Source organism: Heyndrickxia ginsengihumi, assembly GCF_011008565.1.
GTDB lineage: Bacteria > Bacillota > Bacilli > Bacillales > Bacillaceae_C > Weizmannia > Weizmannia ginsengihumi.
The window spans coordinates 1-26,337 of the sequence record NZ_JAAIWK010000040.1; the positions used below are offsets into that span (position 1 = coordinate 1).

Genomic DNA, 26,337 nt, shown 5'->3' on the forward strand with positions numbered 1-26,337 from the left:
TCTTCTGCAGAGTAAGATCTTTTGGACATAACAAATACTCCCCCATAAGCAGCCAGATTTTTATTTTTTAATCTGTCTACCTAAAGGGGAGCATATCAAATTGCAAGCGGGGTTTTTAAGATTGATATTATGTAAAAGAAAATAGACTAACAATTTGAATCATTGCTTATGTTAAAGAAGCTTTCATTGTAAAAATTATAATGTTATTCGATTTAAATAGACGTTTTGAGCCTCTTATTTCGATCGAGTAACTGCCTTCCTAAAAATGTAGCCACAACGATACATATACCACCAGTCCAATTAAGAAGTGATAAATATTCTCCGCCAACGACAACGGAAAATAATGCTCCGAATACTGGTTCCATCCCCATTAAAAGGCCAACTCTTGATGGGGAAGTTTTACGAATAAATACCATTTGTGCATAAAACGCAAAGATCGTACAAAATAGTGCTAAGTAAATAGTAAGGAGCCAAAACTCTGTAGATTTCGGAATGATAAACAATGTGGAGTGTTCAAATGAAATATTTATTATTCCGGCAAGAATAGCTACAACAGCTAATTGAATAATCGTTAAAGCGCTATTATCAAGAATCTTCCCGTCTGTTAATCTTTTTGTAAATGTCATTTGTGTAGCCCGAAGAAACGCAGCCACCAGTATTAATATATCCCCGAAATTTAACGAAAACGTATCTTTAAAGGTTAATAAACCAGTGCCTATAATAGACAAACCAACTGCTAAGAAAAATAAATTGCCTGTAAATTTTTTATTGATAATCCATTCCATGATTGGCGTTAAAATAAGCGTTAGACTAATAATAAAAGCAGAATTGGAAGCTGAAGTGTAGTCGATCCCCCATGTCTCAAACGAGAAGATAGCAAATAAAAATACACCAAAAATAGCCCCGGTTATCCAAGTTTCCATACTAGCTCCCAGTAAATGTTTCCAAACAAAAGGAAGCATTAACAACACTGTAATCGTAAATCGATAAAATAAAAACATAAATGGTTCATAGTTTTGCAGGACAGTTTTAGCAGTTATGTAGCTTGAACCCCAGACAAACGCAACACAAAGTAAAGTTATATCGGCGATCCATAAATTTGAGGGAGCTGACATCGTTTTTTTTTTACGGATACATCTGATTTCGGATGGCTCATAATAATCCCCTTTATTCGATTATGGTTAAAAAATGCTACATAAGAGTAGCCTTTACATAAAATTTCACACCTCTAAAAAATCTGATAATACTGACTATTTGAATGATAACTGGAAAAAATTTTTTTGTAAAGTCTTTTAACAAAAAACACAATGATTTTTACAATCAAACAGGAGAGAGGATGGTAAAAATAGAATTATAATATGTTAAAGTAGATGATAGAAACGACGATGCAAAAACTTACATTGTAAATAGATAGTAATTAAAGGAGATACAAAAAGATGATACGCTCAGCAAAGACCACTGATATAGAGGCAATTGCATTCCTTAAATATAAAATGTTCCAAGAAATTCATATTGAACATATCCTATGCGATCATTTTTTAGAGAAGAGTAATAGACTTGCTCGTCCATTGGGGCTTTATTTGTAAACTTCAAAGCTACTCATAAATTTTATTGGAGCGCAAGGGGTGAGACTCCTGCGGGAATAGCGTGCCAGCGGGAGACCCCGCAGGAGCTTGCGACGAGAAGGCTCCCATACTGCCCGCGGAAAGCGAACCTCTGGAGCGGAAATCAACTACTTCTATTTAAGAACAACAAATAGTATCAATCAAAATTTTTAATAAATTCGGTTACTTGCAAGTCAGAGTGCACGTCCTCTTTATGAGTCTCTAGGCTTTCAATTGACAGATGAAATGATGTTGAAAATATGAAAGAGATAAAATTAGAGGAGGGAATATCGGTGAAATATAAAATTGGATTTATTGCAGTTTTTTTGGCATTCTTGCTTTTATTGTTTGGAAAAGACACACCGTTAGCAACGGTAGAAGCCTCACATTTGAATAAAGAACATACACATATCGTAAAAGATATTCAGGTTCTGTCTATACCAGAAAAATCTAAAAACACATCTTTATCATTTAATTATGCGGAAGGAAACAATGGTGTTATTACTTTATACAAAATCATTGGGATGAAAGGAAAATTTGGTTTTGTAAACGTACCACTCATTGTCAATAAAAAAAGTGATCTAGAATGGCTATTATGGGACAAAGAGAACGCATTTGAAGGAAAGACACTGAAAATTATTGCAGTGAACTTAACCACTGGCGATCAAATTGAAGCTACTAGTCAAATAACAAAAAGAGACAAGCCTATCATTCATTTATCAAAAAAAATTGAAACGCAATCTCTCTCATCGAGTGATCAATCAAATCTATATAAAATTAGTAATAAAGTAGAAACTTCATCAACTGAATTGCTATTTCCTAAACAAGGGGAATGGGAATTACAGCTATATATTAATGGAAACTATTTTAATCAAATGCTTGTTAATGTTTATAAATCAAAGAAGCAATTTCGATTATTTGATTAATAAGATATGGTGATTTATCCATGAGGCTCTGGATGCTATAGAAAAACGAGATTTGATTAAAGATATTGTTCAGACACTCTATTCATCCTTATAGTAAAAAAGAAATGCGTTATTATGAAAATTTCTTTCAAAAGCAAAGAAGGTAGCTTATAATAATGTTAAATCAGTGACAAAAGACTTATGCAATTCGAATATGAATGTATTTATCTACGTTTTTTGTTACATACAACTAATAAGTGGCTATATGACGGTGAATTGGTATGAGGTGAACTTTGGGGGAGCATATATTGAATATGGAATATTGCGAAGGGAAATCACATTTAACTATGAATTTAAACGAGATTTTGGCAAGAAAAGAGTTACGGCTTTATTTTCAGCCAATGCTCAACTTGAATTCAGGGAAGATTAATGAGGTAGAGGCGCTGTTTCACTGGGAACACCCTGAAAAAGGTGTGATTTCTTCATTTGAGCTGTTCGCACTTGCTGAAGAAACAGGCGCGATCATCCAAATAGGTGAATGGCTCATGCGGAAGGCATGTGAACAAAATAAATTGTGGCAAAAAATGGGATTACCTTCGTTCCCAATTGCAGTTTGTCTTTCTGCTTGTCAACTAACACAACCAAATTTTGTTGAGAGAGTGCAAAGGATTTTAGAAGAAACACAATTGTCTCCTGAATACTTAGAATTGGAGATAACGGAAAGTATAATGATGGACGCTCATATCGTTCTTCCGATTTTAAGAGAACTAAAACGAATTGGTGTACAAATCAGTTTAGATGATTTTGGAATGGGATATTGCTCTCTTTATTATTTGAAAGAATTTCCAATTGATAAAATAAAAATTAGCCGAAGCTTTGTGTGTAACTGTACGACAGACAAAAAGGATGCCACACTTATAAAAGCAATCATTGCAATGGCACATCAATTAAGTCTAGAAGTGGCTGCAAAAGGAATTGAATCGAAAGATCAATTGCTTTTTCTTCAACAGCATCTTTGTAATATCGGAGAAGGAGCTTTTTTTAGCGATCCGTTACTGCCTAACGAATTTTATGAATCTTTTTATAATATCGAGCGAATTATACGAGAAGAGGGTATATCTCCGGTTCTATGTAGACAAAAGCAATTGGAAGAAGAATTGGAAAACGCTCGTCAAGAATTACGTGATACGGTGAGTCTACAGCAAGGAATGATTTTTAAGTTTGTGAAGGAAAATGGGAAATTTATACATACCTTATGTTACGGTGAGTTATTTTATAGAATCGGTATTATTCCTGAAAAGCTCATTGGAAAAGAACTTTTTGATTTTTTTCCAAAAGATGTTGCTGAAAAAAAGCTTCAATATTATGAAAGAGCATGGGCAGGGGAAGAAAATGTAAAATATGAAGGATTTCAAAATGGTATTTGGTATCTTACTTCATTGCGCCCTGTGAAGCAAGGAGAAAAAATCATTGAAGTCATTTGTTCAAGCATTGATATTACTGAACGAAAAAAAATGGAAGAAACTTTGCGAGAAAGAGAGCAGAAATACCGCCTTATTGCTGAAAATATGCAAGATTTAATTGCTGTAGTCAATACAAATGGCATAATATTATATGCCTCACCTTCCTATGAAACAGTGTTGGGATTTCCACCTAATGTGTATGAAGGAAATGCGCCAACACTGTTAGTTCACCCTGATGATGTGTCCAAAATTCATTCCCAGTATGAACATATGGCATTAACAAAATCACCGGGTTATGTTGAATTTCGATATCAACATGCTCAAAATGGCTGGGTATATGTTGAGTCATTAGGAACTCCTGTCCTTAATGGGCATGGGGAAGTAGAACATTTTGTAGTTGTTGCTCGTGATATTTCGAAACGGAAAAAAGTAGAAGAATTAATGAGAAAATCTGAGAAGTTATCTGTTGTCGGGCAATTGGCCGCTGGAGTAGCACATGAAATTAGAAATCCACTCACTTCAATTAAAGGATTTGTTCAGTTATTACGACAAGAAGTCAATCATTCATTCTATATGGATATTATCATATCTGAAATTAACAGATTAGAAAGTATCGTCGGAGAATTTTTAACTCTCGCGAAGAATCAGCCTCCGAAAAGAGAACGGCTAGATTTAAGAATCCTTTTACAGCAAGTAGTTTCCTTATTTGACACTAAATCATTATATAAGAATGTCGAAATTATCCAAGAATATGATGAAGGTTTACCGTTTATTTATTGTGATGGAAATCAAATGAAGCAAGTATTTATGAATATTATTAAAAATGCGATAGAGGCGATGCCTAATGGAGGGATTATTGAAATTCAAATATCCTGCCACAATTTTCATTCAGTTCGTCTCACATTTATTGATCAAGGGGTCGGGATTTCTGCTGAACGAATTAAGCATATTGGCGAACCTTATTTCAGTACAAAGGAGAAAGGAACGGGATTAGGCTTAATGATTAGCCATAAAATTGTTCAAGAGCACGGTGGGACAATCCATATTGAGAGTCAAGTAAATAAAGGAACAAAGGTGGAAGTGATGCTGCCGATAAAGCAACCTTCTCCTGTTGAAAATTCTATTTAGCTGTAAAGAATGATTTTTAAGAAACTCACATTTATGAGCATAATTGAATCTCACCTAATGAATCATAAAAAATCGAAAAATCGCAATAAAAGACGCGCGGGGATGAATTCGCTGTGCGTTTTTTATTGGTTATATGTTTTAAGTTTATTCGTTTGAATGATAGGATCATTCAGAAGGAAGTTTAGGGGTATTAATGTTCATTGCCGCTATCAAAGTGACATGTTTTCCAACAGGTCATAAATGATTCGCAACTTTTTGCCTCGTATTGGTGCAGAAACATTAAATAACCTTTTTCAGGGGAACAATTCACACATCAATGACCAATTATTTGCTGGATGAAAAGAAATTCTCTAAAACTCTCTGCTAAACATGGCTTATGGAATATAGTTGACTAAAGCAACTAAAGTCCTATATTATAAAAAGTATTAATATTCTAAATTTTTGGAGGGGTCGTTATGAACTGTAAACAAACAGTAGAAAAAATTAGGAAATTCAATAGATTTTATGCCGATGTTCTTGGAAAAATAGATCAAGAAATATATAATCAATCATTTTCGCTTACGGAGGCACGTGTGATCATGGAAATTCATTTAAGCAATGGCTGTACGGCAACTGAGGTTAGAAAGAAGCTTGGCATTGATCGAGGTTATATGAGTCGAATTGTACAACGATTAGAAAGTGAACATGTAATTATAAAAAAACAAGTAAGCAATGATAAAAGACAATATCTTCTTTATTTAAGTAATGATGGGATAAACATTTTAAATAGATTAATAGATGATGCAAATCGTGAAGTAGGTAGAAGGATTCAACGCTTATCAGCACACGATGCATCTAAACTGGTAACATCGATGGAAACGATTGAAGCAATCTATATGAAAAGTGCCTTAACCCCACCGGATGTTTTAATTCGGACATTTGTTCCAGGAGATGTTGGCTACATTGCATACCTTCATGGAAGATTATATGAAAATACATATCAATTCGGAAAGAAATTTGAATACTATGTTATGAAAGGGCTAACTGAATTTTTGTTTGATTCAGAGGGAGGAGAACTTTGGGTTGCTGAGATAAATGGAGAAATTGTTGGCTCGATTGCGATTACGAAGAATAATCGTACGGTTGCCCAACTTAGATGGTTTCTTATTGATGAGAGATACCAAGGAATGGGAATTGGTAAAAAATTGATGGAAGCAGCTATTCAATTTTGCGTAGAACAAAAATATCAGCATATATTCTTATGGACGGTCAGTATTTTAACTGCTGCACGCCATCTTTATAAAAAGTATCATTTTGTATTAACTGAGGAGAAAACGAATAGTGAATGGACAGAAAGTATGATAGTGGAAGAGCGATGGGACTTGGATTTATCTACTGTAAGAAGTGATGAACATTGACCGCACAAAGGAGAATAAAGAATGATTAGAGATGCAAAGATAGAGGATTGGAAAGAAGTGATGCAATTGTTGGAGCAGTTAGATTATCCAAATACGCAATCATTTCTTAAAGATAAGATCAAAAGATTGCTACATGATCCTAATGAGGAACTGCTAGTTTATGAACATAATGGAAAAGTGATTGCGCTTATTTCCATACATTTTATTCCGCAAATTGCATTAGAAGGTGATTTTGCCCGGATCAGCTATTTCATCGTTGATCAATCGATTAGAAGTAAAGGAATCGGTCAGCAGATTGAAAAGTATTGTACTGAATTAGCGCAGAAAAAACAGTGTGATCGAATTGAAGTCCACTGTCATGCAAGTAGGGAAGAAGCACATCGATTTTATGCTCGCCAAGGATATATAGAATCCCCGAAATATTTTATTAAGAAGATCTGTTATTAAGGTAATGATGATATTATAAAGGTTCACAGGAAACTATACGATGGTAAAAGGATTATATGAAAAGCCCAGCCAGTTCGTAATTTGAATTAGGCTGAAAATATCTATTTAAGTGAATTTCCGCTCCCGGTGCTTGCTTTCCACTGGCGGTCCGGGGGCCTCGATCTTTATTAAAGCCGCTCCTCTGAAACTGTAATTGACCATTTAAGCATTCAATGTTATTCTAAAATCCGTTCAGTTGTATTCGTGAGGAGTGACCACCAACGAACGTAAAATTATGATGAACATAACAAACCTTGAAATTGAAAGGTTAAATGGCTTAGTCAACCACATCCGATAATCCTCTTCATACGAAAGAAAAGATGGCATTCGTTTTTGGTATCTTTTTTTCGCAATATATAGTAGCTCCCAATTTTTTTGTTTTTCTTTCTTGTAATAGCCACAAATTTAGCTAACAGTTTTAATAAAATCCAAACATACATGTAGTTGAAACTGGATAATCGGTGTAGGACAAGCGTTAAAGACGTGAATGATGATACTCGGCTTAGGTGATTACATAATGATGAAAGACTTGTTTGCCAATCTGGCAATAATTACTTCACTTTTATATTTATATACACAATTTACAAAGGATTATCCACTTAGTACACATTCTTCCTTAAAGGTAAAACTAATTGCCGGTATATTAGGAGGAATACTAAGTAATATTTTAATGCAATATGGCATTCATTTTGAAGATTTAATTGTTGACTTAAGACAAATACCAATACTTTTACTATCTTTTTATGGCGGTCCACTGCCTCCAATTATAGCAATGATTATGGTCATAATCGGCCGGTTTATGATAGGGGTAAATGTTTCCGCTGCTGCTTCAAATATATATATTTTCATCGTTGCAATATGTTCAATCTATATTTTTAAAGCAAGAATACCTGCATTAGCCAAAATAGTAGTCATGATTTCTTTCTCCAATATTATATTTTCTATATTTCTTTACTATTTGACAAAAGACATGCAAATATTGCTTGCGCTTTTACCAATATTTTGGATCATTTCTTATTTAGCTGGGTATATTGGTTTTTACATGATTCGTTATAGCCGAAGAAGTCAGCTACTATTTAAAAAGTATAAGATTGAATCGACGATTGATAGTTTAACAGGTCTTAATAATGTTAGAAAGTTCGATGAGGTGTTTAATAAGCTATCCAATGAGGTCAAAATAAATCGTAAAAAGCTGGCACTTATGTATATTGACATTGATTTTTTTAAGCATATTAATGATACTTACGGACATTTAGAGGGAGATAAAGTCTTAAAGGATCTTGGGTTTATTCTTCGAAAATATACAAGGGAAGATGATATTGTAAGTAGAAATGGTGGAGAAGAATTCACGATTTTGTTGCAAGACTGTGATTTAAGATTGGCTAAAGAAATTGCTGAAAATATTAGAAATAGGGTTGAACATTATGACTTTATTTTAAATAATGGTCAAACAATTAAATTGACAGTTTCAATTGGGCTTTCTAGTTTTAATGAAACAACGAGCGATCTAACGCTCCTAATTGATGATGCAGATAAAGCATTATATACGGCAAAAAGATCAGGGAGAAATAAAGTTTGTGTTTGCAACTCAGCATAATCATACCATTTTTTATACTCATCAATCTAAGAATGAATAATTAAAAAATGATTTAATATTAACGAAGGTCCCTTCTCATCATGTGAGAGGGGTTTTTTATAAATAAGAGAAAAGAACAATAATAAAAAAGAATTTGCATACTTAATTTGCACAATGTTCGTCTTTAACTAACCACTTTTGAGTTTTTTCCAGCCTCTTCGTACTGTTTGGAGATAATTGTATCTTTTCTATTTGTATAGTTTATATTAAACTGGGTTATTTTATCATTGACTAGTTTTGAAAGAAAAGTGCAAAGCAAGTAAATTGACAAAACTGTGTGTTCTCTATATATAATAGTATGCACTAAAAAATTCTTGTTTGATCTTGGGTAATGAAATGTAATGATTTTAAAAGTCCATCCTTCATTATAATAAAAGGATACAAGTGAAGATCGCTTTAATTATACTTATTTTTAAAATTTTCCAAGATCTAATTCATTACATATAGGGAGGAAATATTACTTGAGTATCTCAAAAGTATCAAATCAAGCAATCCGGACAACGCCGATTTTTGCCGTTTTACTTGCCGGGGCTTTTGTTGCATTTTTGAATCAAACGGTCATAAATGTAGCATTACCAAAAATTATGAATTATTTTGACATTTCTGCGGTTACTGCCAATTGGTTAAGTACCATCTTTATGTTAACAAACGGGATTGTCATACCAATAACAGCCTTTTTAATGGAGAGGTTCACAACAAGACAGTTGTTTTTATTCTCAATTGGAATTTTTGCTGTTGGCACATTTATTTGTGCAACTGCGTTTAGCTTTCCAATTATGTTAGTTGGTAGGGTTGTACAGGCAATTGGTGCCGGAATCCTTTTTCCGCTAATTACAAATGTTATTTTTACGATCTTCCCAATTGAGCGACGCGGGTTTGCGATGGGAATCTTTGGGGTTGCAATGAACTTTGCTCCAGCTGTCGGCCCAACATGGGCAGGATGGATAATTGAAACATATTCATGGCGCGTTATTTTCTATATTATTGGTCCTATTGCCCTTATAGATTTTATCATTGCAATTTTTCTTGTGAAAAACGTAACGGAAACGAGCAGGCCTAAGCTTGATACCCTTGGTATTATTTTATCAACAATTGGGTTCGGTGGCCTACTGTATGGCTTTTCTACAGGAGGGTCAAAAGGATGGAGCGACCCAGAGGTCATTACATTATTTATTATCGGTGGTGTAAGCTTAATCCTTTTCGTTTGGAGACAATTAACTGTCAAACATCCGATTTTAGAGTTCCGGATTTTCAAATATCGAATGTTTACATTAACAACTATTATTAATGTAATTGTGACAATGGCAATGTTCTCAGGAATGATCTTAATGCCAATTTATATGCAAAATGTTCGCGGATTTAGCCCGCTTGAAGCCGGGTTCATGCTCTTACCTGGTGGTATTGTAATGGGTGTGATGTCGCCCATTACCGGAAGACTTTTTGATAAATATGGAGCAAAGTGGTTAGCCATTATTGGTTTAGCAATTACAATTATTACGACCTTTGCGTTAACAAGGCTGCATACTGATACACCTTTTGCATATGTTTTGTGGGTCTATACGGCGCGGATGTTTGGGATGTCTATTTTAATGATGCCAATCTTTACAGCTGGTCTTAATGATCTAGGGCTTGGATTAAACAAATATGGTACAGCTATGGTTAATACATTTAGAATGGTAGCTGGAGCGGTTGGAATGGCCTTTTTTGTTTCAGTCATGACAAACCAAGGGGCCAGTCATGTGAAGACGATTATTAGTGAACATCATATATTGCCAACAGATAAGGCGCATATGGCATTGGCAGTTAATCAAGGAACGGTGATGGGAATTAATGATGCATTTATGATTGCCACTTATTTAACGATAATTGCATTCATATTGTCATTCTTTATTCGTGGAACCAAACCTTCGAATGAGGAAACTGTGCCTAATACGGAAAAGGAATTGAAAAAAGTACCACAACCGCAATAAGTAAACAGTTGCAACAACTTAAATGAAAACTAAAGTAATAAAAGAGAAGTATCTATTTCAAAACGAATAGATGCTTCTTTTTTTTAGAATCAAAAAATGGATATATTTTTTGCCTGTATGGAAAGTATTTTAGCTGTTTCCATGATCTCTATCTGCAAGGTTTGAAAATTTTTACTTCAAAAACCTTTTGGTGATGCATATAAATGAAAAATGTATGAACAGTTGCAAAGCATCGCGGGGGATATTTACAAAGCTTGAGGAGGGAAGAAATGAATAAAAAACAAGTAGTCTCATGGGATAAACAAGATCAGATTGCGACGATTAAGATTGACAATCCGCCAGTAAATGTACTAAGTAAAGCGGTAATCGAACAGTTAAATATTGTTATTGACGAAATTGAAAACGATTACAATATAAAGGTGGTAATTGTTACCGGTGAAGGTGAAAAAGCATTTGTCGCAGGAGGAAATATTAAAGAATTTCCTGATTGGATCGGAAAAGGAGTAGAACTAGGGAAGGAGAAATCGCTTTGGCTTCAAAGGCCATTAAATCGCATAGAGCGATTGTCACAGCCAACAATTGCTGCAATCAATGGCGCTGCATTAGGGGGAGGATGTGAGCTTGCTTTATGTTGTGACATTCGTGTAGCGGAGGAACAAATCAAGATTGGACTTCCTGAAATTACTTTAGGTCTATTTCCAGGTGCGGGAGGTACACAAAGATTAGCAAGATTGATCGGAAAGGCAAAAGCAAAGGAAATGATTTTTACTGGAAAACCGCTATCAGCCGATGAGGCACAGCAAGCTGGCTTAGTAAATCATGTTGTGTCAAAGGGGAAATCATTACAGAAAGCCGTTGAATTAGCTCAATCGATTTGTCAATATTCTTTACCCGTTCTGTCTTCTGCGAAACGAGCGATTGATGAAGGTTATGAACAGCGACTTGAAGATGGTCTGATCACGGAAGCAGAGTATTTTGGTTATGTTTTTCAAACGAAAGATGTTAAGGAGGGAGTGGAAGCATTTATTCAAAAGAGAGCTCCTCGCTTTATTGATCAGTAATTTTGATGAAAGACATTTTTGAAGCTTACTGCTTTCTACAAGACAATTTAACAGTTGCTGCCGAATGAGAAACAATAGCGCTCGCTAATTTCGTAACATTTGATAGTCAATTATCATTTGAAAAATACAGACAGTTATGATGGAATGTGAAAAAAGTGTTAAAGGAGCGTGCTCATGGATCTAAATGGCATTTTACAGGTTGTTTCTAATAGCAAACTAGTTGATCCAAGTGAAGAAAAAGAACATGCGACGTCGATTGGAAGTAGAACCGCTTTTCAGGAACTTCTTCAACGGTCTCAAAAGGATCCTGCAATGTTTTGGGATGCTGTAGCCCGCGAACTTGTTTGGTATGAACCGTGGAAAGAAGCGATGAGTGGAGGACTTCCTGATTTTCAATTTTTTGCTGGTGGAGTTAGTAACCCATGTGTGAATTTATTAGATCGCCATGTTGAGCAAGGAGCTGGAAATCGGACGGCCCTCATTTGGGAAGGAGAAAATGGGGATACAAACATGTATACGTACCGTATGCTTCTTACAGAAGTAAATCGGTTTGCAAATGTGCTCAAATCATTTGGAGTGAAGAAAGGTGATTGTGTTGCAATTTTTCTGCCCAATCTTGCGGAAGCCTTTATTGCAGTATTAGCTTGTTTTCGTATCGGCGCTATTTATAATACGATCTTTTCAGGATACTCGGAAAAATCATTAAAGGACCGTCTCGTTAGTTTTGAACCGAAAGTTATTGTTACTGCCGATGCGACAGAGCGCAGAGGGAAGGCCGTACCTTTAAAAGAAAAAGTTGATCATGTTATTACAGACATTCCTTCAATTGATGCTGTCATTGTCGTAAACCGTTTAAACTCTGATGTGCGAATGACAGCGGGAAGAGACTACTGGTGGCATGAATTGACGAAAAAAGCAAGCATTAAATGTGAACCGGCAAGAATCGAAGCTAATGAATATGGAATTGTATTTTATACGAGTGGTACAACTGGGAAGCCAAAAGGGGTTGTCCATTCTGGAATGGCATTCGTCATTCAAAATTATATTTACGCTAAATACCATATGGACCATCATGAAGACGATGTTTTCTGGTGTACTGCGGATATTGGCTGGTTAACGATGCATATTTGGGGGATTGTCGGTTCTTTAGCAAATGGTGTAACGACGGTTGTTTATGAAGGGGCGATCGATTATCCAACAAAAGACCGATTTTATCAAATTATTGACAAGTATCGCGTGAATAAACTATTTACGGCACCAACGGCTTTGCGAATGTTAAAAAGCATGGGAGAAAAGCCGCTGCAGGAATATGAGTTATCATGCCTGGAAGTTATTTCTCTAGTAGGCGAGCCATTTGATGCTGAAACGTGGCAATGGGCATTTGAAGTATTAGGGAAGAAAAAGATTTGTATTAATAATACTTGGGGGCAGACCGAGACAGCTGGTTCACCGATTGCTGGTGCTGCATGGTTGACACCAATGAAACCAGGAGCAGCAGGATGCCAATTTTTAGGTGCAGTTCTTGATGTTGTTGATGAAGAGGGACATCCTGTTAAACCAGGTACGTTGGGAAATTTAGTTATTCGCAAACCATTTCCAATGCTCTGTAGAACGCTTTGGAAAGAGCCTGAGCGCTATTACAGCTCGTATTTTAGTCAAGTAAAGGATTGCTATTACGCTAGCGATCTAGCGTTAATAGATAAAGATGGCTATATATGGGTTGTAGGTAGATCTGATGACGCTTTTAACGTTGCCGGCCATCGCTTAAGTACGATGGAAATGGAGAGTGCAGTGCTTGAATGCGCTGGAATTTATGAAAGCGCAGTCATTGGTATCCCTGATGACATTAAAGGTGAAGTTCCTGTTATATTTGCCCGTCTAAGTGAAGAGATGAAAGAAACCGATGAGCTAAAAGAACAAATTAAAAGCCGGATTGTTGAGCAAATTGGTAAAATTGCCGAGCCAAAGACGATTATTTTCACACACGTTTTACCGAAAACGGTCAGTGGAAAAATTATGCGCCGCTTATTAAAAGAAATGATTGTAAATGGAACGGTAACCGGCGATATTACAGGGCTTGAAGATCCTGCTACTGTTGCGCAAATTAAAGCACAAATCGCAGCCATCAATTCAAAAAATTAAGGCATTCGGTCTTTAAATAAAATTGGAAATTTATTTAAAGGAAATGAACGTTTCGAAAGCTTAGAAGGAGGGAGAAACAATGGATTTCGAATTAAGCAAAGAGCAGACAATGCTGCAAGAAATGGTTAGAGGATTTGCGGAAAAAGAGATTAAACCGTACGCACGTGAAGTAGACGAAACTGGAAAAATGAAATATGAAACCTTTGAAAAATTAGGGAAACTTGGGTTGCTTGGTATTCCTTTTCCTGAAAAATATGGCGGTGCCGGAGGAGATACGATTTCTTATTGTATAGCTGTAGAAGAGATAGGCAAGGCTTGCGGCGGCACAGGCTTAAGTTATGCAGCTAACACGAGTTTAGGAGCAAGCCCTATTTATTATTTTGGAACGGAAGAACAAAAACAAAAATGGCTAGTTCCGATGGCAAAAGGAGAAACGATGGGGGCTTTTGGACTGACAGAGCCGAACGCTGGTTCTGATGCTGGCGGAACAAGAACGAAAGCCGTACTAGACGGAGATGAGTGGGTCATCAATGGGGAAAAATGCTGGATTACGAATGCTGAATATTCTCGCCAAGTGATTGTTACAGCTGTTACAGGCAAAAGGGATGATGGCCGCAATATTATCTCTGCCATCATCGTTCCGACCGATTCACCCGGTATCACGATTAGTAGTAACTATGAAAAAATGGGGGTCCGTGGTTCAAATACATGTCAAATTGTCCTAGATCATGTTCGTGTTCCTAGGGAGAATTTGCTTGGCGACGAGAAAAAAGGATTTAACCAGTTTTTATATACATTAGATGGGGGACGAATTTCGATTGCAGCTTTATCCGTAGGAATTGCACAAGCCGCATATGAAAAGGCGCTCCAGTATGCAAAAGAACGTAAGCAGTTCGGCCGATCAATTTCCAATTTTCAAGCGATACAGTTTAAACTGGCAGATATGGCAATGGAAATTGATTTGGCACGCAATGAAGTTTATAAAGCGGCTTGGTTGAAAGATCAAGGGAAACCATTTGGAAAAGAATCTGCTTTTGCAAAGCTTTTTGCCTCGGAAATGGGCTTTCGCGTTTGCAACCAAGCTATTCAAATCCATGGTGGTTCAGGATATATGCGGGAATATGATGTTGAGAGATATTTGCGTGATATAAAATTGATGGAGATTGGTGAAGGAACGTCTGAAATTCAACGTCTAGTCATTGCCCGTCATCTTGGCTGCTAATTTATTAGAATTATAGCGGCAAACAATCTATCAGTCTGTAGATTAAACAGGAAGGGGCGTTTTCTAGTGTTTTCAAAAATATTAATTGCAAATCGTGGTGAAATTGCATTGCGAATTATCCGAACATGCAAGCGGCTCGGCATTCATTCTGTTGCTGTCTATTCTGAAGCGGATGACACGGCACTTTTCGTCCGACAGGCAGATGAAGCATATTGCATCGGGAAACCGCCTGTGAATCAAAGCTATTTAAATGCAGAAGAAATCATTCGTGTTGCTATAGAAAGCGGTGCAGAAGCAATCCATCCAGGTTACGGACTACTATCGGAAAATGCTGACTTTGCAAAGAAATGTATTAATGCCGGCCTCATTTTTATTGGTCCTCCACCGGAAATTATCTCCACAATGGGAAGTAAAATTGAGGCGCGCAAGACGATGAAAGAAGCAGGTATCCCGATTATTGAAGGGATCAATACAGCGCTTAGAAAAGAACATGAAGCTGTATTAGCAGCTCGTGAGATTGGCTATCCCCTTATGCTAAAGGCATCAGCTGGCGGCGGCGGGATCGGCATGCAGCTTGTTGCTTCAGAGGAGGAGCTTTTAAAAGCGTTTGCCGGCAATAAAAAGCGGGCAGAGATGTTTTTTGGAGACGGGGCAATGTTTTTAGAAAAATATATATCGGAACCACATCATATTGAAGTACAAATTTTAGCCGATCATTTTGGCAATGTGATTCCACTTTGGGAAAGAGAATGTTCGATCCAGCGCCGCAATCAAAAGGTAGTAGAAGAGGCTCCTTCTCCTTTTATTAGTGAGGAAACACGAGAAAAAATGCTGAATGCGGCAGTAAAGGCAGCGAAGCATATTGGCTATACAAATGCGGGAACAATCGAATTTTTAGTTGACCGTGAGCAACACTTCTATTTTTTAGAAATGAATACGAGATTACAAGTTGAGCATCCTGTGACAGAGGAAATAACAGGGCTTGATCTCGTAGAAGAGCAATTGAAAATAGCAGCAGGTGAACGTCTTATGCTTACTCGTGAAGCTGTAAAGAAAAACGGGCATGCGATTGAAGTCCGTATTTATGCAGAAGATCCGAAAACTTTTTTTCCCTCACCGGGCAACATTACTGAATTTCAACTACCACAAGGAGCAGGCATCCGAAATGAGTGTGCAATTGAAGCCGGTTCAAAGGTGACCCCTTTCTACGATCCAATGATCGGAAAGCTGATCGCATGGGGAAATTCACGTGAAGAAGCGTGCAGCAGAATCAAGACAGCATTGGAACATTATAACATTAAAGGGATCAAAACAAATCTTTCAATGCTGATTGAAATCGTCAGTCATGAACAATTTTTATCGGGTTATACGACAACCCAATTTGTGAATAAGTATTATTTAAATCAAGAAAACAAAAGGAAATGAGGAGGAAGTCAATATGGCAGAGATTAAAGCAAGTATGGCCGGAAACGTGTGGAAAGTGTTAGTAAATGAAGGGGATGAAGTAAAAGCTGGAGAGGACGTCATCATTCTTGAATCTATGAAAATGGAAATTCCGATTGCTGCGGAGGAGAACGGAATAGTAAAGAAGATTCATATTCAAGAAGGCGATTTTGTCAATGATTCTGATGTACTTGTAGAAACGGAATAGGGAGGCGGAAAAGTGAGACTACCTAAGAAAGTAACGATCAAAGAAGTTGGTCCGAGGGATGGCCTTCAAAATGAAAAAAAGATCATTTCAACAGCAGAGAAAATTGCCTGGATTGATTCATTGTCTGAGATCGGTCTTTCTTATATTGAAGTCAGCTCCTTTGTCCATCCAAAATGGATTCCACAGCTGGCAGATGCAGAAGAAGTACTTAAAAAAATAAAAAGAAAACATGATATCACTTATGCTGCCCTCGTCCCAAATCTTAAGGGACTCGAACGAGCATTAAAAGTGAATATAGATGAAGTTAATATTTTTATGTCTGCCAGCGAGTCCCATAATAGAAACAATATAAATAAATCAATTGAAGAAACGTACCCGGTTTTAGAAGAAGTGATAAAAGAGGCAAAGGGAGCTGGTAAAACAGTTAGAGGTTATGTATCGACTGTAATTGCTTGCCCTTATGAAGGGTCTATATCACCAGAGCAGGTAAAGAAGATTGCAGACCGCCTCTTCACAATGGGTATTGATGAACTTTCATTGGGAGATACAATTGGCGTCGGGGTACCGAATCAAGTAGAAAGATTGCTAGAGGAACTGTTACCGTACTTTGCTGTCGACAAACTTGCCATGCATTTCCATGATACAAGGGGAACTGCATTAGCAAATATTGTGAAATCACTTGAAATGGGAGTCACGATTTTTGATAGTGCAATAGGAGGGTTGGGCGGCTGCCCGTATGCGAAAGGTGCTTCAGGAAATGTAGCGACAGAAGACTTGTTGTATTTACTACAGCAAATGGGTGTAGAAACTGGGGTAGACTTTCATGAAGCATTGAGATCAGCCCAGCTTATTGAAAATATACTAGGTAAAGAGCTGAAAAGCCGCCAAATGGAAATTTTACGGGCAGAAGGAGAGGGGGAAAACTAGCTTTGTCAAAAACTATTTCGCTTGAAAAACGAAGTGATGGAATTGCTATAGTAACTTTAAACCGCCCGCATGCAGCAAATGCCTTATCTAAGGAACTGCTTTTAGATCTGCATGGTGTGTTGAAACATATAAAAGATGATCAGGCTATCAGGGTTGTGATATTAAGCGGAGCCGGTGAGAAAGTATTTTGTGCAGGAGCAGATTTAAAAGAACGGATAGGGATGGGAGAGGAGGAAGTATTAAAAGCTGTTCGTTCGATTGGTGAAATAGTAAGTGAAGTAGAAGCACTGCCACAGCCAGTGATCGCAGCTTTAAACGGAGGAGCATTTGGCGGCGGACTTGAATTAGCGCTTGCATGTGATCTCCGTATTGGTGCGTTAGAAGCAGCATTCGGGCTAACCGAGACATCTCTTGCTATTATTCCAGGAGCAGGTGGGACACAGCGGCTGCCTCGTCTTATCGGGATTGGAAAAGCGAAAGAACTGATTTTTTCAGCAAAACGCATTTCAGCGGAGGAAGCAACAGCCATCGGTCTTCTTGAATATGCGGTTCCTCGTGCACAAGTGTTAGAACAAGCATTAGAAATTGCCAAAACGATGGTGAAAAACGCCCCCCTTGCACTCATTCAGGCAAAGGTGGCTATCAATAAAGGTATTGAGACTGATCTTTCTACAGGTCTGAAAATAGAAGAATTGGCGTATAATGCTTTAGTTTGTACTGAGGATAGATTAGAAGGATTGAGGGCTTTTGTAGAAAAACGTCCTCCTCAATATAAAGGAAAATAGGAGGGAGTAGGATGAAAGAGACTTTATCAACATCAGACTACGAAATGAAAAAAAATTCGGTTTTGCAAGGAGGAAAAGAAAAGTATCAGAAAAAAAATCAAGAGCAAGGCAAAATGTTCGTGCGTAAACGATTGGATTTACTTCTAGATGATGGCTTGAAAACAGAAGATGGCATGTTTGCAAATTTGCTTGCGGGGGATCTCCCAGCTGATGGCGTTGTTACTGGCATCGGGAAAATAGGCGGACGTACGGTTTGTGTGATGGCAAATGATTCTACCGTGAAAGCCGGTTCTTGGGGAAAAAGAACGGTAGAAAAAATAATCCGTATTCAAGAAACAGCTGAAAAATTGCGTTGCCCAATTTTATACCTTGTTGATTCAGCAGGTGCACGAATTACTGATCAAATTGAAATGTTTCCAGGCAGAAGAGGAGCAGGGAGAATCTTTCATAATCAAGTGAAATTATCGGGAAAAGTACCGCAAATTTGTCTTCTCTTCGGACCTTCTGCTGCAGGCGGAGCATACATCCCAGCATTTTGCGATATTGTCGTAATGGTTGATGGCAATGCCTCAATGTACTTAGGCTCTCCCCGCATGGCAGAAATGGTGATTGGAGAAAAGGTGACACTTGAGCAAATGGGCGGGGCAAATATGCATTGTACCGTATCTGGTTGCGGGGATGTTCTCGTGAAAAATGAACAAGAAGCGATCACATATGTCCAACAATATTTAACATACTTTCCAAATAATTTTTCTGAAAAACCGCTTAAAACGGCGGCGAAAGAACCAGCACCTTTTGAAAAAACGATTGAAGAGCTTATTCCAAACAATCAAAATGCGCCATTTGATATGTACCAACTCATTGACCGAATTATTGATGAAGGGTCAATGTGTGAAATTAAGAAAAAATTTGCTGCCGAATTGATTACATGTCTCGGCAGAATTAACGGCCAGCCTATCGGGATTATTGCCAATCAGCCCCGTGTTAAAGGCGGTGTGCTTTTTCATGATAGTGCCGATAAAGCAGCTAAATTCATCAACTTATGTGACGCATTCCATATTCCTCTTCTTTTTCTAGTAGATGTACCTGGATTCATGATTGGGACAAATGTTGAAAGGGCAGGAATTATTCGCCACGGTGCAAAAATGATATGCGCGATGAGTGAAGCAACTGTGCCGAAAATAACTGTGATTGTTCGCAAAGCTTACGGAGCAGGCTTGTATGCAATGGCAGGCCCTGCATTTGAGCCCGACTGCTGTCTCGCACTGCCTTCTGCCGCTATTGCTGTTATGGGTCCGGAAGCGGCTGTCAATGCAGTATATGCGAATAAAATTGCGGAACTTCCAGAAAGTGAGCGGGCTGCATTCATTGCAGAAAAACGGGAGGAGTACCGGCAAGATATTGATGTTTACAGGCTTGCTTCTGAACTGGTGATTGATGGCGTTATTCCTGCAAACTCATTACGGCAAGAGTTAGAAAATCGTTTTGATGTGTATATGTCAACATATACAGGTTGTTCCGCACGAAAACATCCTGTTTATCCTGTGTAATCATGATGTTCATAGCTTGCTATAGTCATTTGAATATTTTATTGAGAGGGGCTGATTTCTTTGAAAAAAGGGAAAATCATAGACTCTTACATGGAAGCGATTCAAGATATTCCAGATGGGGCGACGATTATTGTTGGGGGATTTGGATTATGCGGCATTCCTGAAAAAGCGATTTTGGCTTTGCGGGATAAAGGAACAAAAGATTTAACGATCGTAAGTAATAATTGCGGAGTTGATGATTGGGGGCTCGGATTATTATTAGCAAACAAGCAAATTAAGAAAATGATCGCTTCCTATGTTGGTGAAAATAAAATTTTTGAACAGCAATTTTTAAGTGGAGAATTGGAAGTAGAATTGGTTCCACAAGGGACACTTGCTGAACGTATCCGGGCAGGTGGTGCTGGAATTCCCGGTTTCTATACGGCAACAGGAGTTGGTACTCCTATTGCTGAAGGAAAAGAACAGAAGGTGTTTAACGGCAAGACTTATATTTTAGAGGAGGGGATTATCGGTGATTTTGCTTTTGTAAAAGCATGGAAGGCAGATCCGCAAGGTAATCTTGTTTACCGCAAGACTGCACGAAACTTTAATCCACTGGCGGCGATGGCTGGAAAAATCACGATTGCAGAAGTAGAGGAAATCACGAAAATCGGTGGATTGGATCCAGACTATGTTCATACTCCTGGCATCTTTGTGCAACGTTTGTTACTAGGTGAAAATTATGAAAAAAGAATAGAAAAAAAACGGACGGTTTCACGTGCATAGATCAAAATAAGAGGAGGGGGAAATTATATGAGCAATGCCAGAGCAATCATTGTTAAACGTGCAGTGAAAGAAGTGAAAGACGGTATGCATGTTAATCTCGGAATTGGCATCCCAACATTGATCGCAAATGAAATCCCGAATGATTTCAATGTTCTTCTTCAATCTGAAAATGGATTATTAGGAATCGGTCCATATCCGTTAGAAGGGAATGAGGATCCTGATCTCATTAATGCAGGAAAAGAGACAGTGACAGCGCTTAAAGGAGCTTCTTTTTTCGATAGTGCTGAATCCTTTGCCATGATTCGAGGTGGACATATTGACCTTGCGATTTTAGGAGGTATGGAAGTCTCTGAACAAGGAGATTTGGCAAACTGGATGATTCCAGGAAAGATGGTAAAAGGGATGGGGGGCGCCATGGATCTCGTCGACGGCGCTAAACGTGTCGTAGTGATCATGGAACATGTAAACAAAAAAGGTGAGTCAAAAGTTAAAAAGGACTGCACACTTCCATTAACAGGAAAACAGGTGGTCCACCGATTAATTACGGATTTAGCTGTCTTCGATTTTACGGAGGAAGGAATGATTCTCGTCGAAACGCAAGATGGTGTAACAGTAGAAGAAGTGATCAACAAAACAGAAGCGTCTTTCAAAGTGAGTCCGCACATCTAATCGTATGCTTGCTAATATGTATACAATCGTATGAGAACCTTTAGTGTAGATGTTCATGAATGGATTTCTCCATTAAAGGTTTATTTTAGATTATAGGTCAAACAACAGAAAAGAATCTTCTATAAAAATCGCGATTATTAATGCTATACTAATAGTACATATGTTGCACGGATAGATGAAAGGAAATGAATATGAAAGTTGTTGAAGATTTTTTTATTCGAAAAAAGGACGAACTAGGTGTTCAATTAAATGAAGTACAATTACAAGCAGTTCGTCAAACTGAAGGGCCTTTACTTTTATTAGCTTCTCCTGGGTCAGGAAAGACGACGACAGTGATCATGCGGATTGGCTATCTTATTGAAGAAAAAAGGATCAATCCAGCTCGAATTAAAGCAATTACGTTTAGTCGTACAGCCGCAAATGATATGAGGGAGCGTTTCAAACGTTTTTTTCCTGATGTACAACCTGTTGATTTCTCCACAATCCATAGTCTTGCCTTTAAAGTCGTACGTGAAAGTTTCCGTAAAAAGAGAACAGCGTACCAAATTATTGAAGGGGACATAGATAAGGAAAAAGATGCGTTCAACTCCCAGCAGCCGCTTTTACACAAAAAGATTATTTTGCGGAATTTATTTAATACGATCGTTGGTGAAAATATAACTGATGATCAATTGGACGAATTAACGACCTATATTAGTTATATAAAAAACAAGATGTTATCTGCTGATCAGTATTCACAAATGAACATGAATGTTCCTAAAGCTGTACAAATATTTAAAGAATACGAATCGTTTAAGAAAACAGGGGCGGGCAAATTATTGCTTGATTACGATGACATGCTTGTATTAGCTAATGAAATGCTGGAAAAGGACCAAGAACTTCTCCATAACTATCAACAGAGCTATGATTACGTATTGACAGATGAAAGTCAAGATACTTCTTTAGTCCAACATGCAATTATTGAAAAATTAGTCAAGCGCCATCAAAATTTATGTGTCGTTGCTGACGATGATCAAGCGATTTACAGTTGGAGAGGTGCAGAACCATCCTATTTATTGAACTTTAAACAAGTGTATCCGGATGCCAACATTTTATATATGGAACAAAACTATCGTTCATCCAAGGAAATCGTCACTGTCGCAAATCAATTTATTAAGAGAAATAAGCAGCGCTATGATAAAAATATGTTTACAGAGAATGCTGCTGATACATCTATTCAATTAACATCCTTGCCAGATTATCAATTTCAAGCGAAATATTTAGTACGGGCAATTGCGGACAGCGAAAACTTTGCTGATGTAGCGATATTGTATCGAAATAATGCTTCATCTATTGCGCTAATGAACGAATTTGATCGTGCTGGCATTCCTTTTTATATGAAAGATGTTGATAATCGTTTCTTTTCCCATTGGGTTGTTCAAGATATTTTAAATTTCATGAGAATGGCATTTACAGATAAGCGTTTCGATATTTTAGAAAAAATCCATATGAAGTTCAACGGGTATATTAGTAAAAAGCAGATGGAAGCATTGAAAAGAATTCATAATCATGAATCTGTGTTCGATAATTTGCTCCAATATGTTCCATTACAACCTTATCAAGTAAAAAATTTAAAGAATTGCAAAAAGACGTTAAAACAAATGAAGGATATGCGTCCGAAGCATGCGATCCATGTCATTCGAGAACAATTGGGCTATGAAAAGGCATTGGAAAAAATGTGCGAACGTCTCGGTTTTCGTAGGGAATATTTAATAGGAATATTAAATACGCTTGAAGAGATTGCCGATACATTAGAAACGTTGGAAGATTTTGCTAATCGTCTTAAATATTTAGCAACTGTTTTAAAGACAGCAAAACGTCGCAAAGGTCAAAATGCAGTTACATTTTCAACGTTTCATAGTGCAAAAGGATTGGAATTCGAAAAAGTTTATATGATTGATTTGATTGAAGGCATGATCCCATCCACTGATGAAACGAAGAATGAGAAGGAAGAAAAAGACATGCTTGAAGAAGCTGTTCGCCTTTTCTATGTCGGGATGACACGCGCAAAAACATATTTAGAATTAATCAGCTATGAAGCGCGAGATGGAAAGAAAGCTGTAGAATCACAATTTGTAACGGCAGTTAAACAAATTATGTCTCCTAATAAAATGGCTATTGAGAATAAAGAAGTTACAAACGGTAAAAAAGTGGTGAGATATGGAAAAAAGGCTTCTAATATACAATTTAATCCAAACGCAGTTCAAGATAGAACAAAATTGATGGTTGGAAATTTGATCAAGCATCGTGTATTTGGCCATGGGGAAATTGTTAAGTGTGACGGGGATACGATTGAAATTCGCTTTCAAGCTAAAATGAAAATCCTCTCTATTACGACATGTATCGAAATGGGGCTATTAGAGCCATTGACATAACGGTAATGAATCACAGGATCGGATCTGTAATTTTCGATCCTTTTTCATATGAAAACCTCTATTTTGTTCAATATAAAGAAACGGTCAATGAGTTGTTTATCATCTTCTTTATACTTAAAATGTAGATTCTTTTATTTTTCCTTAAAAATAAATTGAATATTTAGATTGATCTTTATATGATTATAGTTAAATATATAAATGAACTTAGGGGGATGTAAAATTGATGATATTTATATCGTCTTTCATCATTTTAATGATAGCACCAGCAAGCTTATTTATAATGGGTGATAAAGCTAAATTTGAAAAGAGTACATATAAAAAAGAGACGGCAAACTCATATTGGAAAGTTAGATGGGATAAAGGGCTTAATGGAGAATATTTAACAGTAAATGAGCTTGATAAGATGAAACAACATTTCAAAGTATTAATAAATATATATCTTCCTAACAGAAGGGGAGGAACTTCTGAAATTGATGTTGTTTTACTTCACCGAACAGGTATTTATGTGCTGGAATCAAAAAATTATAGTGGGTGGATTTTTGGCAGGGAGGAAGATAAAAAGTGGTGTCAATCATTGCCAAACGGTAAGAAAACTTTTTTCTATAATCCTATTAAACAAAACGAAACACATATTAGAGCATTACAACAAGCCCTGCCAGATGTGGATCAGTCATTGTTTCGCTCGATTATTGTTTTTAGTGAACGATGTGAGCTGAAGAAAATCCAACTGCAGTCATTGGACATCAAAGTTTTAAAAAGAAATAAGCTTAGAAACTATTTAAAAATGAATAAAGGAAAGCAACTGTCAGTAAAAGAAATGGAAACGATATATCAACAGTTAAAAAGTTATACAAATGTTCCATCACAGCTAAGAATACGACACATAGAAGAAATTAGGCAACGTTATAAAGTGAAGTAATCGATTAAGAAGAAGATAAACATGTAATATACATCGAATGGAATGAACTGTTTTTTTGATGAAAAACAATGAAACTTATAAAATATCCAATTCTAATAAGCAGGAAGAGATTGAACAAGTTTATTCAAGTGTCGTAACAACAAATTAGCATGCAAAAAAACTTTATACATCCGTTGGTTTCAATACTTTTGCAATCAAAAAAAGAGCATTAAAATTAACAGATCCATATCTTGATGAGGAACATATGGTTTTATTCCTGAAATAGAGATTTTCGAAAAAAAGTGGTGGAGGGTAAGAAGAGATGGAGCATTTTACACATGATACATATATCGTTTTAGATGTACCACAAGAAATATCTGATAAAGTGATGAGCATCCGATCACGTTTTAAAGATCAATTTTATATGGCTCTTCCTGCAGAGGTGACAGTTGCTGGTTCAAGTGGTGTTGGGGTATTAAAAAGCAGTCAAAATTCTTCCAATGTATATTCGAGATTAGATGAAATTGCCGCAAAAACGAAAGCAATCAAAGCTTCTTTTGGAGAAGTGCAACGGTTTCCATATACAAATATTTTCTTTTTTTCATTACAAAATGAAAATCCTTTTCGTAAGCTCCATGAAGAAATAGTGCAATCAAATATACGTTTTTTAGAGAATTCTTTTCCATATAAGCCGCATTGTACATTATGCAATCGTTCTTCAATAACGGAAGAAGAAGTTGACGCATTATATTCGATAGAAGTAAAAGAGGAATTCACGTTTAAAACGATGTCAGTTTATGCGCTTGAATCGACTGGTGATCATGTCATTGTCCACTTACTTCATCGAGCAACGTTATCTGGAAACGAATAATGCGATTGTTTTTGCAATATTTGTTATAATATTAATTCAATGAATAAATGATAAAGGGGAAATGTCTGATGGATGTTCGCTATCCGATAGGAAAATTGCGCTTACCAACTGAAATAACGAGTGAAGATGTAGAATTATGGATAAGTGAAATTGAAAAAGCGCCGCTAGCACTTAAAGAAGCTATAAGAGGGCTGACTACAGAGCAATTATCTACTCCATACCGTCAAGGAGGATGGAAAATCTATCAAGTTGTTCACCATTTAGCAGATGCACATATGAACGGATATATAAGAATAAAAAAAGGTTTGACAGAGCACGAACCTAACATTATGCCTTATAATCAAGAGGATTGGGCGGAATTAGAAGATAATCAACTGCCGATAGAAGTATCGGTGGATCTGTTTTCAACAATACAAAAGCGGCTAACTGCTCTATTAAAATCATTAACTGATATTGATCTTAAAAGAACAGTACAACATCCAGAAAATGGTCTGTCGACGATTGAAAAACTAATTGCGACTTACGCTTGGCACGGAAAACACCACATCGCCCATATTACATCTTTGAGAAAGAAAATGGGATGGTGAAGGGGCGTTTCAGATGTCTTTTGTAACGTTCGTTGCTTTCCAACAAAGGTGTTGCTTCCGCTCCAGATATTGCTTTCCGCGGGCGGAAGCTGAGCCTCCTCGGCGTTACCCGGAGGCCACTGAAAATCTTACGTTTTTATATAAATTGATTTAGCAAAGGCAGAAAAAAGGCAGTTTGTTGTTCTAGTTCAGACAACAAACTGCCT

General features: G+C 37.0%; 22 protein-coding genes. 21 read left to right on the plus strand and 1 reads right to left on the minus strand.

From position 1 onward, the window contains the following. Positions 1-212: 212 nt before the first annotated feature. A complete protein-coding gene (locus G4D61_RS16845; RefSeq protein WP_163174507.1) occupies positions 213-1,115 on the minus strand; it encodes a DMT family transporter in 903 nt (300 codons plus the stop codon). Between the two features lie 321 nt (positions 1,116-1,436). Between G4D61_RS16845 and G4D61_RS16850 the strand changes: the two genes are divergently transcribed. The 21 genes from G4D61_RS16850 to G4D61_RS16950 all read left to right on the plus strand — a co-directional run bounded on the left by G4D61_RS16850 (position 1,437) and on the right by G4D61_RS16950 (position 26,131). Further along, entirely contained in the window at positions 1,437-1,586 is a 150-nt protein-coding gene (locus tag G4D61_RS16850) for a hypothetical protein (RefSeq protein ID WP_161783392.1), read from the plus strand. 311 nt (positions 1,587-1,897) lie between these two features. Continuing rightward, the gene (locus G4D61_RS16855) at positions 1,898-2,530 is read left to right on the plus strand and encodes a DUF4871 domain-containing protein (RefSeq protein ID WP_025727021.1); all 633 of its coding nucleotides are present in this window, start codon (positions 1,898-1,900) and stop codon (positions 2,528-2,530) included. A gap of 293 nt (positions 2,531-2,823) precedes the next feature. Next, the gene (locus G4D61_RS16860; protein ID WP_235929395.1) at positions 2,824-5,100 is read left to right on the plus strand and encodes an EAL domain-containing protein; all 2,277 of its coding nucleotides are present in this window, start codon (positions 2,824-2,826) and stop codon (positions 5,098-5,100) included. A 455-nt stretch (positions 5,101-5,555) separates the two neighbouring features. Continuing rightward, a complete protein-coding gene (locus G4D61_RS16865; RefSeq protein ID WP_163174511.1) occupies positions 5,556-6,497 on the plus strand; it encodes a bifunctional helix-turn-helix transcriptional regulator/GNAT family N-acetyltransferase in 942 nt (313 codons plus the stop codon). A gap of 21 nt (positions 6,498-6,518) precedes the next feature. Next, positions 6,519-6,944: a GNAT family N-acetyltransferase gene (locus G4D61_RS16870; protein ID WP_025727019.1), complete on the plus strand. Its 426-nt coding sequence runs from the start codon at positions 6,519-6,521 to the stop codon at positions 6,942-6,944. A gap of 556 nt (positions 6,945-7,500) precedes the next feature. Further along, on the plus strand, positions 7,501-8,580 hold the full coding sequence (locus G4D61_RS16875) for a GGDEF domain-containing protein (RefSeq protein ID WP_035348187.1): 1,080 nt from the start codon (positions 7,501-7,503) through the stop codon (positions 8,578-8,580). A 506-nt stretch (positions 8,581-9,086) separates the two neighbouring features. Continuing rightward, a complete protein-coding gene (locus G4D61_RS16880; protein WP_371316521.1) occupies positions 9,087-10,589 on the plus strand; it encodes a DHA2 family efflux MFS transporter permease subunit in 1,503 nt (500 codons plus the stop codon). A gap of 269 nt (positions 10,590-10,858) precedes the next feature. Further along, on the plus strand, positions 10,859-11,650 hold the full coding sequence (locus G4D61_RS16885) for an enoyl-CoA hydratase/isomerase family protein (RefSeq protein ID WP_163174513.1): 792 nt from the start codon (positions 10,859-10,861) through the stop codon (positions 11,648-11,650). Between the two features lie 174 nt (positions 11,651-11,824). Beyond that, complete coding sequence (locus G4D61_RS16890; protein ID WP_025727015.1) at positions 11,825-13,792, plus strand: acetate--CoA ligase; 1,968 nt, start codon at positions 11,825-11,827, stop codon at positions 13,790-13,792. 79 nt (positions 13,793-13,871) lie between these two features. After that, entirely contained in the window at positions 13,872-15,014 is a 1,143-nt protein-coding gene (locus G4D61_RS16895) for an acyl-CoA dehydrogenase family protein (RefSeq protein ID WP_025727014.1), read from the plus strand. Between the two features lie 66 nt (positions 15,015-15,080). Then, complete coding sequence (locus tag G4D61_RS16900) at positions 15,081-16,439, plus strand: acetyl-CoA carboxylase biotin carboxylase subunit (RefSeq protein WP_025727013.1); 1,359 nt, start codon at positions 15,081-15,083, stop codon at positions 16,437-16,439. 13 nt (positions 16,440-16,452) lie between these two features. Further along, entirely contained in the window at positions 16,453-16,665 is a 213-nt protein-coding gene (locus G4D61_RS16905; protein WP_025727012.1) for an acetyl-CoA carboxylase biotin carboxyl carrier protein subunit, read from the plus strand. 12 nt (positions 16,666-16,677) lie between these two features. Further along, the gene (locus tag G4D61_RS16910; RefSeq protein ID WP_025727011.1) at positions 16,678-17,592 is read left to right on the plus strand and encodes a hydroxymethylglutaryl-CoA lyase; all 915 of its coding nucleotides are present in this window, start codon (positions 16,678-16,680) and stop codon (positions 17,590-17,592) included. Between the two features lie 2 nt (positions 17,593-17,594). Beyond that, on the plus strand, positions 17,595-18,377 hold the full coding sequence (locus G4D61_RS16915) for an enoyl-CoA hydratase (RefSeq protein ID WP_025727010.1): 783 nt from the start codon (positions 17,595-17,597) through the stop codon (positions 18,375-18,377). An 11-nt stretch (positions 18,378-18,388) separates the two neighbouring features. After that, positions 18,389-19,927 carry an acyl-CoA carboxylase subunit beta gene (locus G4D61_RS16920; protein ID WP_035353576.1) on the plus strand — a complete coding sequence of 513 codons (1,539 nt, stop codon included), beginning with the start codon at positions 18,389-18,391 and terminating at the stop codon, positions 19,925-19,927. Between the two features lie 60 nt (positions 19,928-19,987). Continuing rightward, positions 19,988-20,692 carry a CoA transferase subunit A gene (locus tag G4D61_RS16925; protein WP_025727008.1) on the plus strand — a complete coding sequence of 235 codons (705 nt, stop codon included), beginning with the start codon at positions 19,988-19,990 and terminating at the stop codon, positions 20,690-20,692. Between the two features lie 27 nt (positions 20,693-20,719). Next, complete coding sequence (locus tag G4D61_RS16930) at positions 20,720-21,361, plus strand: CoA transferase subunit B (RefSeq protein ID WP_035348184.1); 642 nt, start codon at positions 20,720-20,722, stop codon at positions 21,359-21,361. A 191-nt stretch (positions 21,362-21,552) separates the two neighbouring features. Next, positions 21,553-23,775 carry an ATP-dependent helicase gene (locus G4D61_RS16935; protein ID WP_163174515.1) on the plus strand — a complete coding sequence of 741 codons (2,223 nt, stop codon included), beginning with the start codon at positions 21,553-21,555 and terminating at the stop codon, positions 23,773-23,775. 223 nt (positions 23,776-23,998) lie between these two features. Further along, entirely contained in the window at positions 23,999-24,694 is a 696-nt protein-coding gene (locus G4D61_RS16940) for a nuclease-related domain-containing protein (protein ID WP_035348205.1), read from the plus strand. A gap of 301 nt (positions 24,695-24,995) precedes the next feature. Then, positions 24,996-25,544 carry a 2'-5' RNA ligase family protein gene (locus G4D61_RS16945; protein WP_163174517.1) on the plus strand — a complete coding sequence of 183 codons (549 nt, stop codon included), beginning with the start codon at positions 24,996-24,998 and terminating at the stop codon, positions 25,542-25,544. A gap of 65 nt (positions 25,545-25,609) precedes the next feature. Next, the gene (locus G4D61_RS16950) at positions 25,610-26,131 is read left to right on the plus strand and encodes a YfiT family bacillithiol transferase (protein WP_025727004.1); all 522 of its coding nucleotides are present in this window, start codon (positions 25,610-25,612) and stop codon (positions 26,129-26,131) included. The last annotated feature ends 206 nt before the right edge of the window (positions 26,132-26,337 follow it).